Origin of the sequence: Gottfriedia endophytica, assembly GCF_017814275.1 — a bacterium.
Classification (GTDB): Bacteria; Bacillota; Bacilli; order Bacillales; family Bacillaceae_G; genus Gottfriedia; species Gottfriedia endophytica.
Genome location: NZ_JAGIYQ010000003.1, coordinates 348232 through 364006 on the forward strand (window position 1 = coordinate 348232; position 15775 = coordinate 364006).

A 15775-nucleotide genomic window follows, 5' to 3' on the forward strand; every position below is an offset into this window, starting at 1 on the left:
CTCTTATATACCGTATATATCTTTTATGTTCTATGAAGATTCGTCAAATCCTCTATAAAAATGAAATCATGATAAATAGTTAAAAATAAAAGGGGATGCCAGTAATTTATATTGGCATCCCCTTAATTTTTTAAGTTATTTTTTTAACTTCAACACTAGCTCTTCATCAGGTGTAACATAGATCGTATTATTTTGCTCATAAATAACAAAGCCTGGTTTCGAACCATTTGGTTTTTTTACATGACGGATTTGTGTATAGTCTACTGGAACTGAGCTAGATTGACGTGCTTTACTAAAGTATGCTGCCAATATTGCTGCTTCGTTAATTGCTTGTTCACTTGGTTCTTTTGAGCGAATAACAACGTGAGAGCCTGGGATATCTTTAGTATGGAACCATAGCTCATCTCTAGCAGCTAATTTATTTGTTAAGTATTCATTTTGTTTGTTGTTTTTTCCAACTAGTAATAATTCACCTGTAGAAGAGATGTATTCATCTAAAGTAACTTTTTGTTTATTTGATTTTGTTTGTTTTTTAGAATGTTTTTTTCTTAAGTAACCTGTTTCTACAAGCTCTTCACGAATCTCCTCTATGTCTCTAGGAGATGCTGATTCTAGTTGTTGGAGAATCGTCTCTAAATACTTATTTTCATCAATCGTTAAACTGATTTGCTCTTCAATATGGGTAATACTATTTTTCATTTTTGTATATTTTGTAAAATAGGATTGTGCATTTTCTGAAGGCGTTTTTAATGGAGAAAGTGGAATTGTGATTGTTGCTCCATTTTCATCATAATAGTTAACAACTTCAATATCCTTCATCCCTTTTTTAAGTGCAAACATATTTGCAGTTAATAGTTCACCTTGGAGCTGTAAACGATCTGCTTTTTCAGTGTCTTTTAGACTTTGTTCAAGCTTCTTTAGTTTTTTATAATTTTTAGAAACTTCATTGTGTAAAAGCTTTTCTAAATCACCGCTTTGTTGCTTCACACGGTCACGTTCGGCTTTTCCAAAATAAAATACATCTAATAATTTACTTAGTGTATCAAAATGGACTGTTTCTCCATGCAAATGTGTTATTGGCAAGAAATAAAAATACTCTTTGTTCTCAGTTTTGAAGTAGGTTGGTGTGTATTCATATTTCTTTAGCTTTTCAATAAGATCCGAAAACACTTCATAAGATTGTCCAATCCCTTTGAATACCACTTCATTAGCAAATAATGGAGACACTCCAGAGAATGAATTAATAATTGCTTGAGACGGAGTCACATCTTCTTGTTGAATTAAACTGTTAAATTCATCCTTTGAAATTGGCGCAAACGGATTTCTTTTTTCTTGAGCTGGTGGTTGTATATACTGTGCGCCAGGTAAAATGGTACGGTGTCTATTCACAGCCATTGGAACGTGTTTTACACTATCAAGAATCATATTTCTATCATTATCTATTAAAATAATGTTACTATGACGCCCCATTAATTCAACAACTAGTGACCTTGACATTTCATCGCCAATTTCATTACGACTACGTACTTTAATCGTAACAATCCGTTCGTTATCTGATTGCGTAATGCTTTCGATAAATCCGCCATTTAAATGCTTTCTAAGAACCATCGTAAACATTGGTGGCTCATTAGGTGAATCATATTGTTGGTCTGTAATGTGGAAACGAGCATAGCTTGGATGAGCGCTTAATAATAATTTGTAATTTGTACTGCTTGCTCGAATCGTAAATAAAACCTCATACGCACTTGGTTGAACAATTTTTGAAATCCGTCCAGTTGTTAAAAGTGAAGCAACTTCGTGTGTCATTGCTCCTGTAAATAAACCATCAAAAGACATAATGTCACTTCCTAACTAAATAAACATAATAAGTTATGTATATCACAATTGTTTTTATTTGTATTTTATCGATAAAGACCTTTTAGAGCTAAACAAGCTCACTCCACATTTCTTAATTCATTATATCATTTTTTTGGACGAGTTCGAATATGCATTTATAAGAGGGGAAGGGGATTGCTTTCCTTATGTATTTAGTAGGGGTGACGATGAATGGATTTTTACCGTATGGATTCGGATGAGGTGTTTCATGTTACGAATAGTAATATGTCCTTAGGTTTGTCAGATGCAGAGGCAAAGAGAAGGCGAGAAAAGTTTGGTTATAATGAGCTTCAAGAAAATGAAAAAAAGTCAAAAATAATTTTGTTTTTAAGTCAGTTTAATGATTTTATGGTGTTTGTTTTACTCGGAGCAACGTTAATTTCAGTGTTTTTAAAAGAGATAGTTGATGCAATTGCGATTATTGCAATTGTGCTAGTCAATGGTATTCTAGGTTATTTTCAAGAGGCTAGAGCGGAGAAATCTTTAGAGGCTTTAAAGGAATTGGCTGCACCTCAAGTTACTGTTCTCAGGGAAGGACAATATAAGAAAGTTCCTACGAAAGAGTTAGTGCCTGGAGACATAATAAAATTTACAAGTGGGGATCGAATTGGTGCAGATGTTAGGATTTTTGAAGCAGCAAGTTTATACATAGAAGAATCTGCATTAACAGGCGAGTCATTACCTGTTCAGAAACGTTCGGAAGCTCTTGATTTGGACAATCTTGGGATTGGTGATCAAACGAATATGGCGTTTATGGGTACTTTGGTTACACGTGGACACGGTAAAGGTGTTGTTGTTTCAACAGGTATGAAAACTGCAATGGGGCAAATCGCAAATTTATTACAAAATACTGTTGCAGTTATAACACCTCTTCAACGAAGACTTGAGCAATTAGGAAAAATCTTAATTGTTGTTGCGTTATTCTTAACGGCACTTGTCGTACTCATTGGTGTTTACCAAGGAAACGAGCTTTATCATATGTTTTTAGCGGGTGTTTCACTTGCTGTTGCGGCAATTCCAGAAGGACTTCCGGCCATTGTAACAGTAGCATTGTCACTTGGTGTCCAAAGAATGATTAAAAAGAAAGCAATTGTAAGAAGGTTGCAGGCAGTAGAGACATTAGGTTGTGCTTCTGTTATTTGCTCTGACAAAACAGGAACAATGACAGAAAATAAAATGACAGTAACAAATATTTGGTCGGGTGGTACAAACTATTCTGTCACAGGTAGTGGCTATGAGACAGAAGGTCAATTTTTACAAAGTGATAAGCAAGTGAATTTGGCACTAAACAAACAATTATTTCAAACACTAGTTTTTGGTTCAGTTTGTAATGATGCTCAATTAATAAAAAGGAAAAAAGATATATTCTTAGACGGGGATCCAACTGAAGGAGCAATTATCGTAGCAGGTCATAAAGCTGGAATTAATCAAGCTTATATCGAATCCAACTTTACTAGAGTACATGAACTTCCTTTTGATAGTACTAGAAAAATGATGAGTGTGGTTGTACGTGATAAAGCTGGTAATTTCTTCGTCGTTACAAAGGGGGCTCCAGATGTTTTGCTATCAAGATGTTCCACAATCCTCTGGCATGAACGTCAAGAACAATTAAATGCATTGCGTGTTGGTGCGGTTGAAAATATCATATCTAGTTATGCGAATAATGCACTTCGAACCATTGCAATTGCTTTTAAACCAATTGAAGCAAAACATGCTCGAGATGAAGAAATGTTAGAGAGCGGATTAACATTTATTGGTCTACAAGGAATGATTGACCCTCCACGAAGAGAAGTAGCAAAAGCTGTTCAAGAATGTAAAGAAGCAGGCATTAAAACAATCATGATTACGGGTGATCATAAATTAACTGCTTCAAGTATTGCAAAACAATTAGGGATATTAAGAGAAGGAGGACTAGTTATTGAGGGGAAAGATTTAGACTCTCTTTCAGTACAACAGTTATCTGATATTGTTGATGATGTAAATGTTTTTGCTCGTGTTTCACCAGAGCATAAATTGAAAATTGTAAAAGCCCTTCAATCAAATGGACATATTGTTGCGATGACTGGGGATGGTGTAAATGATGCACCTGCTATAAAAGCAGCGGATATCGGTATTTCCATGGGTATTACGGGTACTGAAGTAGCGAAAGAAGCATCGGCTCTTATCTTGTTAGATGATAACTTCGCAACAATTAAATCTGCTATTAAAGAAGGACGAAATATTTATAGTAATATTCGAAAATTTATCCGATATCTCTTGGCATCGAATGTAGGCGAAATTTTAGTTATGCTTTTCGCAATGATTCTTGGATTGCCATTACCACTTGTTCCTGTTCAAATCCTTTGGGTAAATTTAGTAACAGATGGATTACCTGCTATGGCTCTTGGGGTAGATTCACCTGAAGATGATGTGATGAGAAGAAGTCCGAGATCATTATCGGAAGGTATTTTTGCAAGAGGACTAGGTTGGAAAATTATTTCAAGAGGCTTTTTAATAGGAATTGTCACCTTACTTGCGTTTATTATTTCTTATAATCAGCATCCTGATCATCTTGAATATGCACAAACTGTTGCTTTTTCTACTCTAGTACTTGCACAACTTATTCACGTTTTTGATTGTCGAAGTGAACGATCTATTTTTCATCGAAACCCATTTGGGAATCTCTATTTAATAGGAGCGGTAATTGTTTCATTATTATTAATGCTTGTCGTAATTTATTTCCCACCACTACAACCTATTTTTAAAACATTACCGCTTGATCCTAGAGAATGGTTTTTAATAGTTGGACTTTCATGTGTACCAACTTTTATGTTGGCAGGTGCCTTATTTACAAAGAAAAAATAATTTTCTCGAAGAAAATAGCCTAGTAGAACAGAATATGGTATAATCGCTTAAGGTAGTAGAGGTAATCTCTATTACCTTTTGTCTTTACTAATTATTTAGGACAAAATTGTATTGGAAGTGAAATAATGGTTGTTAGTATGACTGGGTATGGAAAAGCCATCCTAACGAAAGAGCAAGTAAAAATACATATTGAAATGAAGTCAGTAAATCATCGCTACTTAGAAACAATTCTACGTATGCCTAGACAATTAATGCCATATGAAGAGCCAATTAAAAAAATTGTTTCTGAATATACAAATCGTGGGCGAGTTGAACTGTTTATTACGATTGAAGGCATGTTAAGTCGTAAATTAGTCGTTGATGAAGAATTATTGACACAATATAAAAACGTACTAAATCAACTTCAATTAGATAAAAAGGACTCTAAAGATTATTCAGCAATCGAATTATTGAAGTTGCCAGAAGTAACAACAATTACCGAAGTTGAGCAAATTGAAGAAAATTTCGGGCAGTATTTATTTGATACTGTTCACGAAGCATGTAATCAATTTAGACAGATGAAAGAAAAAGAAGGAACACAGCTTAAAAAAGATGTAGTTCTTCGTCTTAACTCAATTGAAGAGTCATTAGAAAAAATTAAGCCATATGCACCAAACGTTATTAAGTCTTATCAAAATAAGCTTCAAGCTAAGCTAAACGAAGTACTTAACCAATCAATTGATGAGCAAAGACTATTAGCAGAAGTAATGATTTTTGCTGATCGTAGTGACATTACAGAAGAACAAGTGAGGCTAAAGAGCCATATCGAAATGTTTAACGAAACTCTTCAATTAAATGAGTCAATTGGACGTAAACTAGACTTTATTGTTCAAGAAATGAACCGCGAAATCAACACAATCGGTTCAAAAGCAAACGATATACTAATATCAAAACTAGTAATCGAAATGAAAAACAACCTTGAAAAAATCAGAGAACAAGTACAGAATATAGAGTAGAACGAAAAGCGGAGTCGCCTTGCTCACATCCGACAGACATTGGAGCAAAAATCAAATGAAGTGCGGTTTTCACTTCAATTGGTTTTTGTGAAATGGCCGAGGAGGTAGGCGACGGAGCTAGACAGACAGAAAAGCTGAGTCGACCCGGTTAGCCCCGACAGGCGTTGGAGCATTTTATTCTTAATTATTGGCTTTTTTCTAAAGATTGATGCTTTTAGGTTTTGTATATTAACTTACACATACTAATATAGCAACATGTCTATAAAAACAGCCTGATTTTTAAAGAACTTGTTTACAGTATTAAGTAAGGGGCAACAATGTTTTTTAAATAGAAGTTAATATTTAGATATTCGACGAAATTAAATAGAGTAAAAATTTTTTACTTCTTATAGAAATTGTTTGATTTAAAGAAGGGTAGGAGCCAAAATGAAACACGAACGCGGCTTATTAATTGTCCTTTCTGGGCCATCTGGCGTAGGTAAAGGTACAGTTCGTAAAGCACTATTTGAGTGTAAAGATACAACGCTTCAATATAGTATTTCAATGACAACACGTTCACCTAGAGAAGGTGAAGTCAATGGAGTCGATTATTTCTTTACAACAAAAGAAGACTTCAAACAACGCATTGCTGAAAATAAGTTTTTAGAGTGGGCAGAATATGTAGGAAACTATTATGGAACACCTATTGAATATGTAGAAAAAACATTACAAGAAGGTAAAGACATCCTATTAGAAATTGAAGTCCAAGGTGCATTACAAGTTAAAAAAGCTTTCCCAGAAGGAATCTTTATTTTCTTAGCTCCACCTAGCTTAAAAGAACTTCAAAATCGTATCGAAACTCGTGGTACAGAAACAGAAGATTTAATTAGAAATCGAATGAATGCTGCTAAAGAAGAGTTAGACATGATGGATGCTTATGATTATGTAGTTGAAAATGACAAAGTTGATTCTGCTTGTGATCGTGTAAATGCAATTATTACAAGTGAACATTTAAAACGTGAACGAGTATCAAATTATTATAAAAGAATGCTGGAGGCGGAATAAGTATATGTTATATCCTTCTATTGACCGTTTATTAACAAAATTAGATTCAAAATACACTTTAGTAACAGTAGCATCGAAACGTGCTCGCGATATGCAAGTAAAACGTGATGGACGCGTTGAAAAGCCAGTATCAGACAAATTTGTTGGTAAAGCGTTAGAAGAAATCAATGCAGGCCTATTATCTTACCGTAAGCTTGAAGAAGTAAAAGAAGATTAAGCTTTCTCAATGAATAACAACCTACGCATCTAGGTTGTTATTTTTTTATCCCGCATTAAAAGGCAGTAATAGGGAAAAGGGAAAAGGTAGTAGGGAAACTTCCCTTTAATTAAACCTGGTATTTAGCATCGGTGGAGTATTGAAAAAAATATGATTTAAATACGAATCAAGACATTTTTGTTAATCTGATGCATAGTCCTCATTATTTCTTAATCTTTTATGGTAAATTAGAATTAGTTAATAAACGAAATTAAATGAAAAGATTATTTGCTTATAGATTGAAAGGGTGAAGGGAATTGGTACAAAAGAAAATTTTACTGTGTGTAACTGGAGGCATTGCTGTTTACAAAGCTGCTGCTCTAACAAGTAAACTTGTACAAGCAGGCTATGATGTAAAAGTGATGATGACTCAAAGTGCGACAGAATTTGTAGCTCCTTTAACGTTTCAAGCGTTGTCTAAAAACGACGTATATATAGATACTTTTGATGAAAAGGATAGCTCAAAAATTGCCCACATCGATCTTGGCGATTGGCCTGACCTAATTGTTGTTGCACCTGCCACGGCTAATACGATCGGAAAGTTAGCAAATGGGATCGGAGACGAAATGATCTCTACTACTTTACTTGCTGCAACAAAACCGATCTGTATTGCACCAGCAATGAATGTGAATATGTACAATCATCCAATTGTTCAAAAGAATATGGCAACTTTAAAGGAAATCGGATATCAGTTTATTGAGCCTGATGAGGGTTATTTAGCTTGTGGCTATGTTGGGAAAGGACGTCTTGCAGAACCTGAGGAGATTGTTTCATTTGTTAATGAACAGTTTACAGAAGAGGAAAAAATCTTAAGCGGGAAAAAAATTGTTATTTCTGCTGGTCCAACAAGAGAAAAAATTGACCCGGTACGTTATATTAGTAATCATTCATCTGGAAAAATGGGCTATAGCATAGCTGAAGTTGCCGTTTCTTTAGGAGCAAATGTTGTATTAGTATCTGGTCCAACAAATCTGACTCCACCTTCAGGATGTGAAGTAATTCAAGTTGAGTCTGCGGCACAAATGTATGATGCCATCCATTCTCATTTTAATGATGCTGATGTTGTCATTAAAACTGCTGCAGTTGCTGATTATACACCTGAAGTAACTTATGACCATAAAGTTAAAAAAACTGACGGCAATTTGTCAATTCCTTTAAAACGAACAGAGGACATTTTACTTTCTCTTGGGAACAAAAAAACTCATCAATTATTAGTTGGATTTGCAGCTGAAACAGAGCAAGTAGAAGAGTATGCAAAAGGAAAACTACAGAAAAAGAATGCTGATTTTATTGTAGCGAATAATGTAACTCTTGAAGGTGCTGGATTCGGAACTGATACAAATATTGTAAGCATTTATAATCGTAACGGTGATATTAAACATCTACCTAAAATGACGAAAAAACAAGTCGCAAAAGAAATTTTAGCTGAAGTATACCGCAAATTGAGTGAGGGAGAAAAATGAATTATGCATCTGTTTTAGTAGATGTATCGGTTCGCCAAACGGATAGAGCTTTTGATTATGCTATTCCTAACCGTTGGGAAGATGCTGTTCAACCAGGCATGCGTGTAATTGTTCCATTTGGTCCAAGGAAAGTCCAAGGAATTGTATTAGCTGTAAAAGATCATACGTCAGTTTCGAAAGTAAAGGAAATTGGTGAAGTACTTGATGTGATTCCTGTTTTAACGGAAGAATTATTATTATTAGGTACGTATTTATCGGAAGAGACACTTTGTTTTTTAATTACGGCCTATCAAGCTATGCTTCCAACAGCAATAAAAGCAGTGTACAAGAAATTTGTCAGACTACATTCGAAAGAATCAATAGATTATTTGCCAGAAGAGCTTCAAGCCATTTTTACTCATTTAGAGAGAAGAGAATGGAGTGAATTGGAAGAGTTAGTTTCAAAAATCACAACTGTCCAAAGAGCGATCAAAGAAGGTTTACTTGAAGTAGATTATGAAGTGAAAAATAAAGCGAATAAAAAAGTGGAAAGAGTAGCGACATTATTAGAAGTTTTTGATCATGAAGCAAATTCTATCTCTTCACCTCAACAAAGGGATATAATCGAATTTCTTCGACTAAATGGACAAACAAGTATAAAAGAACTAAAGGAACGATTAGGCATCACAGAATCACCAATCAAAACACTTCAAAAGAATAAAGTAATAAATGTTCATTCGATTGAAGTCTATCGTGATCCTTATGTGAACAAACAAATAAATAGAACAAGTCCATTACCTTTAGTTGATGAACAAAAAAATGCATATGAAAAAATTGCTACTTCAATTTCAAATAATGAACATAAAGTTCATTTATTACACGGTGTTACTGGAAGTGGAAAAACAGAAGTTTATCTTCAAACAATCCAAAACGTACTAAATTTAAATAAAGAAGCAATTGTTTTAGTTCCTGAAATTGCGCTTACTCCGCAAATTGTAGAACGGTTTAAAGGACGTTTTGGAAACGATGTTGCAGTTTTACACAGTGGATTATCAATTGGTGAAAAATATGATGAATGGCGAAAAATTCAGAGAAAAGAAGTTAAAGTTGTTGTTGGAGCACGTTCGGCAATTTTTGCACCATTTGAAAACCTTGGCTTAATTATTATTGATGAGGAACATGAAACAACATACAAACAAGACGAACATCCAAGATATCATGCACGTGATGTAGCAATTTGGAGAGGAAACTATCACAGTTGTTCAGTCGTTCTCGGTAGCGCAACTCCTACATTAGAGTCATATGCCCGTGCTCAAAAAGGTGTCTATGAACTTGAAACAATGGAAAAACGTGTGAATCAAGATGCATTACCTACTGTTGAAGTAGTTGATATGAGAGAAGAACTTCATCGTGGTAATCGCTCGATGTTTTCTACAGCGTTACATGAGAAAATTGAAGACCGGTTACAAAAGAAGGAGCAGATTATCCTTTTCTTAAATAGAAGAGGCTATTCCTCATTTGTTATGTGTCGTGATTGTGGGTTTGTTATTCAGTGTCCACATTGTGAAGTATCATTGACTTATCATAAAAATACCCATCGTTTAAAATGTCATTATTGTGGTTACGAGGAGCATATGCCAAAAGTATGCCCTTCCTGTCAAAGTGATTACATTCGCTTTTTTGGTACTGGGACGCAGAAGGTTGAAGAGGCAATCTATCAACAATTTCCAGAAGCACGGGTCATTAGAATGGATAATGATACGACAAGTCGAAAAGGATCTCATGAAAAAATGTTAAAACAATTTGGAAATGGAGAAGCTGATATCTTACTAGGGACACAAATGATTGCAAAGGGACTTGATTTTCCGAAAGTTACTTTAGTAGGTGTGTTAGCTGCAGATAGTTCTCTTCATTTACCAGATTTTCGTGCGAGTGAACGAACGTTTAGTTTATTAACTCAAGTTAGTGGACGAGCAGGACGTCATGACTTGCCAGGTGAGGTTGTTGTACAAACTTATACACCAGAGCATTATAGTATTGAACTCGCAAAGGACCAAAATTATCTTGATTTTTATGAGCAAGAAATGAAAATTAGAAGAAACTTTCATTATCCACCATATTATTATCTAGTTCTTATATCAATCTCGCACCAGGATTTAATGAAGGTTGTAAAGGTTTCAGAACAGATAGCCATTTATTTGAGGGAACATTTGTCCAATAAATCAATCATACTTGGCCCAGTGTCTTCACCAATACCTAAAATTAAAGATAAATTTCGCTATCAATGTGTCATCAAATATAAATATGAACCCGCTCTACACGCGGTTTTAACAAAAATACAACAATTTTACCAAGAAGAAACCGACAAAGGTCAGCTTCAAATAACGATCGATTTTCAACCAACAATGTTCATGTAAGGTTTTTTCTAAAAGATTGTTGTTTTTAAATAAATTATGTTATAAGAAACTTTTGAATAGAAGTTGATTGGAACGGAAGGTGCGAGACTCCTGTGGGAACAGCGGGACAGGTGAGACCCCGCAGGAGCGATAGCGACGAGGAGGCTCACCGCCCGCCCCACGGAAAGCGAGCAACCTGGAGTGGAAATCAACTTACACATTCTAAAATAACAACAATGTATACGCAAACAGCCTTATATAATTAAACTTGATTTAACATTTAGGAGGAAACAATTTGTCACTTTTAAAAATCGTTACACATCCAAATGAAATCCTTGAAACACCTTGCGAAAAAGTGACTTCATTTGATAAAGATCTAACAAAGTTATTAAATAATATGTATGAAACAATGCTAGCTGAAGATGGGGTTGGATTAGCAGCACCACAAATTGGCGTATTAAAGCAAATTGCTGTTGTCGATGTTGATGATGACAACGGTCGTATTGATTTAATTAACCCAGTTGTAATGGAAGTAAAAGGTGAACAAACTGATATCGAAGGTTGCCTAAGTTTTCCAGGATTATTTGGTGATGTAACAAGACCTAGCTATGCTAAAATAAAAGCGCAAAATAAAAGAGGTAAATATTTTATTATTGAAGCAAGAGGTTTTTTAGCTCGCGCACTTCTTCATGAAATTGATCATTTAAATGGTGTGTTATTTACTTCAAAGGTAACTCGATATTATACAGAAGATGAGCTAGAAGGGTAGGATCAAAAATGACTAGAATCGTATTTATGGGTACACCGGATTTTTCAGTAAATGTCTTAAGAACATTAATTGAAGAAAAATATAATGTAGTGGGTGTAGTTACGCAACCAGACCGTCCAGTAGGTCGAAAAAGAGTATTAACACCTCCACCTGTAAAGGTTGAAGCTTTAAAACATGATATTCCTGTTTTCCAACCAGAGAAAATAAGATTGGCAGAAGAAGTAGAAAAGGTATTAGCATTAGAACCAGATTTAATTGTCACTGCTGCATTTGGACAAATTTTACCTAAGGAAATTTTAGAAACACCTAAATTTGGCTGTATTAATGTTCATGCATCTCTACTTCCTGAGCTAAGGGGTGGGGCACCAATTCATTATTCAATTATCCAAGGTAAAAAAGAAACTGGTGTCACTATTATGTATATGGTTGAGAAACTTGATGCTGGTGATATGATTTCTAAAGTAGTTGTTCCAATTGAAGAAAGAGATCATGTTGGGACACTGCATGATAAATTAAGTGTGGCAGGTGCAGAATTGCTTTCACAAACAATTCCAAACTTATTAAATGGAGAAATTAATCCTGAGAAACAAGATGAAAGCAAAGCTACATTTGCATGGAATATTAAAAGAGAAGAAGAGAAAATTGATTGGACAAAAACAGGTGAAGAAATTTATAATCATGTCCGAGGTTTACACCCATGGCCAGTCGCTTATACTACACTAAACGGAGATGTCATGAAAGTTTGGTGGAGTGAAAAAGTAATAACTTCTAAAAATGCAAAGCCTGGTGAAATCATTGAGGTTGAAGCTGATGGTTTTATCGTATCAACAGGAAATGATGTAGCTATTAAAATTACAGATTTACAACCAGCTGGTAAAAAACGTATGGACGCTAAGCAATATTTAAATGGAGCGGGATCGTTTATTACAGTTGGAATGAAGTTAGGAGACGTACATGAGTAAAAATGTAAGAGAGATTGCCCTTGATGCACTTCTTTCCGTTTATAAAAACCAATCATACAGCAACTTGCTTTTAAATAATGTCATTAATAAAAATGATTTATCACAAGCTGATACTGGTTTATTAACTGAAATAGTATATGGAACGATTCAAAGAAATCGATATTTGGAATATGCTTTAAATCCATTTATCGCAAATCAAAAGAAATTACAAGATTGGGTGAAAGTTTTATTAAAGCTATCCCTTTATCAGTTGCAATTTTTAGATCGTATTCCTGCTCATGCGGTATTAAATGAAGCTGTAGAAATTGCAAAAAAACGTGGTCATAAAGGAATTTCTTCATTAGTTAATGGCGTTCTAAGAAATATTCAACGTAATGGAACTAGATCGATTGACGAAATAGAAAATCCGGTTGAAAGAATTGCTGTTGCTACAAACCATCCAGAATGGTTAGTAAGTCTTTGGATGAAAGAGTTTGGTGAAGAGGAAACAATTAAAATGTGTGAAGAAAACATCAAACCTCCATTTCAAACTGCGCGTGTGAATACGAGTAAGATTTCTAAAGAAGAAGCGATCAAAATGTTACAGCAAGAAGGAGTAGAAGTTGAAACAGGTGACTTATCTCCTTTTGCCATCAAAATATTAGAAGGAAATGTTGCCTTTACTAACGCATTTAAAGAAGGATATATTTCAATTCAAGATGAAAGTTCAATGCTTGTTGGGCAAGCACTAGGTGTAAAAGCTGGTGAGACAGTACTTGATACATGTGCTGCTCCGGGAGGTAAATCAGCTCATATTGCTGAGTTGTTAAATAATACTGGTTCAGTAACTTCACTTGATTTGCATAAGCATAAAGTGAAATTAATAAAAGAACAAGCTAACAGACTAGGACTATCAAATATTCATGCCTTCACATTAGATGCTCGAAAAGCACCTGAAGAGTTTGATGGACAACAATTTGATAAAGTATTAGTTGATGCACCATGTTCAGGATTAGGTGTTATAAGAAGAAAACCTGATATCCTTTTGAAAAAAGAAAAAGTAGACGTGGAAAATTTACAACGTATACAAGGTGATATATTACATGAAGCTTCAAAACTTGTGAAATCACAAGGAGTTCTAGTTTACTCTACTTGTACTGTAGGGCAAGAAGAAAATGCCTGCGTTGTACAAAGTTTCTTAGAAACACATCATGATTTTGAATTAGATCCAACTTTAGAAAATGATTTACCAATAGAAATAAACCAATGTACAAACGTTAAAAATGGGTATGTACAAATACTCCCTCATTACTTTGGGACGGACGGATTTTTTATTGCAAGATTAAGAAAGAAGGTGTAACTTTGAAAGTAGAAGATACTTCATTAGTTAAAGCAAATAAAGCAGCACAAAAACCATCAATTTATTCGTTAAAAATAAAGGATTTAGAAGAATGGTTGAAGGAAAATAAACAGCAGGTTTTCCGTGGAAAACAAATTTATAATTGGCTATATACTCAACGTGTTGATAGCTTTGAAGAAATGGCTAATTTGCCTAAAGAATTGCGCCAATTATTAAATGATCAATTTGAAATCACAACGCTTAAAACACTTGTTCAACAAACATCTTCTGATGGAACGATGAAATTTTTATTTGAGCTTCATGATGGTTACTCAATAGAAACAGTATTAATGAGACACAATTATGGTAATTCTGTATGTGTAACAACACAAGTTGGTTGTCGCATCGGCTGTACATTTTGCGCTTCGACTCTTGGTGGTTTAAAAAGAAATCTAGAAGCTGGCGAAATAGTAGCACAAGTACTAAATGTACAACGTGCTGTTGATGAAACAGAAGAGCGTGTAAGTTCAATCGTTGTAATGGGTATCGGTGAACCATTTGATAATTATGATGGTTTAATGGATTTCCTTCGTATTGTAAATGATGATAAAGGTCTTAATATCGGAGCAAGACATATCACGGTTTCTACAAGTGGTATTATTCCCAAAATTTATCAATTTGCTGATGAAGGCTTACAAATTAATTTTGCTATTTCTTTACATGCACCAAATACAGAATTACGATCTAAACTAATGCCAATTAACCGTGCTTATAAATTGCCGGAGTTAATGGATGCAGTTAATTATTATACAAATAAAACAGGTAGACGTGTAACATTTGAATATGGGTTAATGGGTGGAGTTAATGACCAAAACGAGCATGCAGAGGAATTAGCGAAACTATTAAAAGGTGTAAAATGTCACGTGAACTTAATACCGATTAACTATGTTCCTGAGCGTAATTATGTTAGAACACCTAGAGAACAAATATTTGCTTTTGAAAAAGTTTTAAAACAACGTGGAATCAATGTAACAATTCGTCGAGAGCAAGGGCATGATATTGATGCTGCATGTGGTCAATTGCGTGCGAAGGAGCGTAAAGAGGAGACGAGGTGAAAGGATGCAAACCTTTTTTCAAACTGATAAGGGGAAAGTACGCCAACACAACGAAGATTGTGTAGGCGTATTTACTAATGAGTCACAAAATGTTTTGGCTGTTGTTGCAGATGGGATGGGTGGTCATTTAGCTGGCGATGTTGCTAGTAAAATGGCGATTGAATTCCTTGAATCTGAATGGAAAAAAACAAGTAACTTTAATACACCTAGAGAAGCTGAAAATTGGTTAAGCACATTCATTGATGAGTTAAATTCAAAGTTGTATACTCATGCAGAAAGTCATGAGGAATGTAAAGGGATGGGTACAACACTTGTTGCTATCATTTGTACGTATCAATTTTTTACAATTGCCCATATTGGTGATAGTCGTTGCTATTTTAAAGATAGTGATGGCTTCACTCAAATTACAGATGATCATACACTTGTCGCTGAATTGGTGAAGTCTGGACAAATTTCTAAAGAAGATGCTGAAATTCATCCAAGAAAGAATGTTATTACGAGAGCTCTTGGTACTGAAGAAACTGTAAAATTGGATGTAAAAACTCTCACTTGGGAAGGCGAAGATACTCTTCTATTATGTTCAGATGGTTTATCTAATAAAATTTCTTTTGAAAAGCTAGAAGAATTAATTTATTCATCTAATGAACTTAAACTAATAGGAAATGAGCTAGTTTCTTTAGCAAATGGTCTTGGGGGCGAAGATAACATTTCACTAGCAATTGTTAAATACAATCAATCAATAAATCAGAAAGGATGATG

The 15775-nt window shown here is 34.6% G+C and carries 12 protein-coding genes; 11 read left to right on the forward strand and 1 reads right to left on the reverse strand.

What is annotated here, in order from left to right; translation table 11 throughout:
* Positions 1–135: 135 nt before the first annotated feature.
* The gene (locus J5Y03_RS06550) at positions 136–1836 is read right to left on the reverse strand and encodes an Rqc2 family fibronectin-binding protein (protein WP_209403778.1); all 1701 of its coding nucleotides are present in this window, start codon (positions 1834–1836) and stop codon (positions 136–138) included.
* A 210-nt stretch (positions 1837–2046) separates the two neighbouring features.
* On the opposite strand from J5Y03_RS06550, the gene J5Y03_RS06555 reads away from it, so the two are divergent.
* The 11 genes from J5Y03_RS06555 (at position 2047) to J5Y03_RS06605 (ending at position 15773) form a co-directional block, all read left to right on the forward strand.
* Positions 2047–4719, forward strand: coding sequence for a calcium-translocating P-type ATPase, SERCA-type (locus tag J5Y03_RS06555; RefSeq protein WP_209403779.1), 2673 nt, complete (start codon positions 2047–2049; stop codon positions 4717–4719).
* A gap of 137 nt (positions 4720–4856) precedes the next feature.
* Complete coding sequence (locus J5Y03_RS06560; protein ID WP_209403882.1) at positions 4857–5714, forward strand: YicC/YloC family endoribonuclease; 858 nt, start codon at positions 4857–4859, stop codon at positions 5712–5714.
* Positions 5715–6140: 426 nt separating this feature from the next.
* The gene (gene gmk / locus J5Y03_RS06565) at positions 6141–6758 is read left to right on the forward strand and encodes a guanylate kinase (protein WP_209403781.1); all 618 of its coding nucleotides are present in this window, start codon (positions 6141–6143) and stop codon (positions 6756–6758) included.
* Positions 6759–6762: 4 nt separating this feature from the next.
* Positions 6763–6975, forward strand: coding sequence for a DNA-directed RNA polymerase subunit omega (rpoZ, locus tag J5Y03_RS06570; protein ID WP_209403783.1), 213 nt, complete (start codon positions 6763–6765; stop codon positions 6973–6975).
* Positions 6976–7271: 296 nt separating this feature from the next.
* On the forward strand, positions 7272–8477 hold the full coding sequence (coaBC, locus tag J5Y03_RS06575; RefSeq protein WP_209403785.1) for a bifunctional phosphopantothenoylcysteine decarboxylase/phosphopantothenate--cysteine ligase CoaBC: 1206 nt from the start codon (positions 7272–7274) through the stop codon (positions 8475–8477).
* Positions 8474–10873, forward strand: coding sequence for a primosomal protein N' (priA, locus tag J5Y03_RS06580; protein WP_209403787.1), 2400 nt, complete (start codon positions 8474–8476; stop codon positions 10871–10873). The genes coaBC and priA overlap by 4 nt, the downstream gene beginning before the upstream one ends.
* A 274-nt stretch (positions 10874–11147) precedes the next feature.
* Positions 11148–11621 carry a peptide deformylase gene (gene def / locus J5Y03_RS06585; RefSeq protein WP_209403789.1) on the forward strand — a complete coding sequence of 158 codons (474 nt, stop codon included), beginning with the start codon at positions 11148–11150 and terminating at the stop codon, positions 11619–11621.
* Between the two features lie 8 nt (positions 11622–11629).
* On the forward strand, positions 11630–12583 hold the full coding sequence (gene fmt, locus J5Y03_RS06590) for a methionyl-tRNA formyltransferase (protein WP_209403791.1): 954 nt from the start codon (positions 11630–11632) through the stop codon (positions 12581–12583).
* On the forward strand, positions 12576–13922 hold the full coding sequence (gene rsmB / locus J5Y03_RS06595; RefSeq protein ID WP_209403793.1) for a 16S rRNA (cytosine(967)-C(5))-methyltransferase RsmB: 1347 nt from the start codon (positions 12576–12578) through the stop codon (positions 13920–13922). Before fmt ends, rsmB begins: the two co-directional genes overlap by 8 nt.
* Positions 13923–13924: 2 nt before the next feature.
* The gene (gene rlmN / locus J5Y03_RS06600; protein WP_209403795.1) at positions 13925–15016 is read left to right on the forward strand and encodes a 23S rRNA (adenine(2503)-C(2))-methyltransferase RlmN; all 1092 of its coding nucleotides are present in this window, start codon (positions 13925–13927) and stop codon (positions 15014–15016) included.
* A gap of 4 nt (positions 15017–15020) precedes the next feature.
* Positions 15021–15773: a Stp1/IreP family PP2C-type Ser/Thr phosphatase gene (locus tag J5Y03_RS06605; protein WP_209403797.1), complete on the forward strand. Its 753-nt coding sequence runs from the start codon at positions 15021–15023 to the stop codon at positions 15771–15773.
* Positions 15774–15775 lie beyond the last annotated feature (2 nt).

Bases quoted from the DNA above. Each gene is read 5' to 3' on its own strand.
- J5Y03_RS06550 (WP_209403778.1), bottom strand. From the start codon at position 1,836: ATGTCTTTTGATGGTTTATTTACAGGAGCAATGACACACGAAGTTGCT.
- J5Y03_RS06555 (WP_209403779.1), top strand. From the start codon at position 2,047: ATGGATTTTTACCGTATGGATTCGGATGAGGTGTTTCATGTTACGAAT.
- J5Y03_RS06560 (WP_209403882.1), top strand. From the start codon at position 4,857: ATGACTGGGTATGGAAAAGCCATCCTAACGAAAGAGCAAGTAAAAATA.
- gmk (WP_209403781.1), top strand. From the start codon at position 6,141: ATGAAACACGAACGCGGCTTATTAATTGTCCTTTCTGGGCCATCTGGC.
- rpoZ (WP_209403783.1), top strand. From the start codon at position 6,763: ATGTTATATCCTTCTATTGACCGTTTATTAACAAAATTAGATTCAAAA.
- priA (WP_209403787.1), top strand. From the start codon at position 8,474: ATGAATTATGCATCTGTTTTAGTAGATGTATCGGTTCGCCAAACGGAT.
- fmt (WP_209403791.1), top strand. From the start codon at position 11,630: ATGACTAGAATCGTATTTATGGGTACACCGGATTTTTCAGTAAATGTC.
- rsmB (WP_209403793.1), top strand. From the start codon at position 12,576: ATGAGTAAAAATGTAAGAGAGATTGCCCTTGATGCACTTCTTTCCGTT.
- J5Y03_RS06605 (WP_209403797.1), top strand. From the start codon at position 15,021: ATGCAAACCTTTTTTCAAACTGATAAGGGGAAAGTACGCCAACACAAC.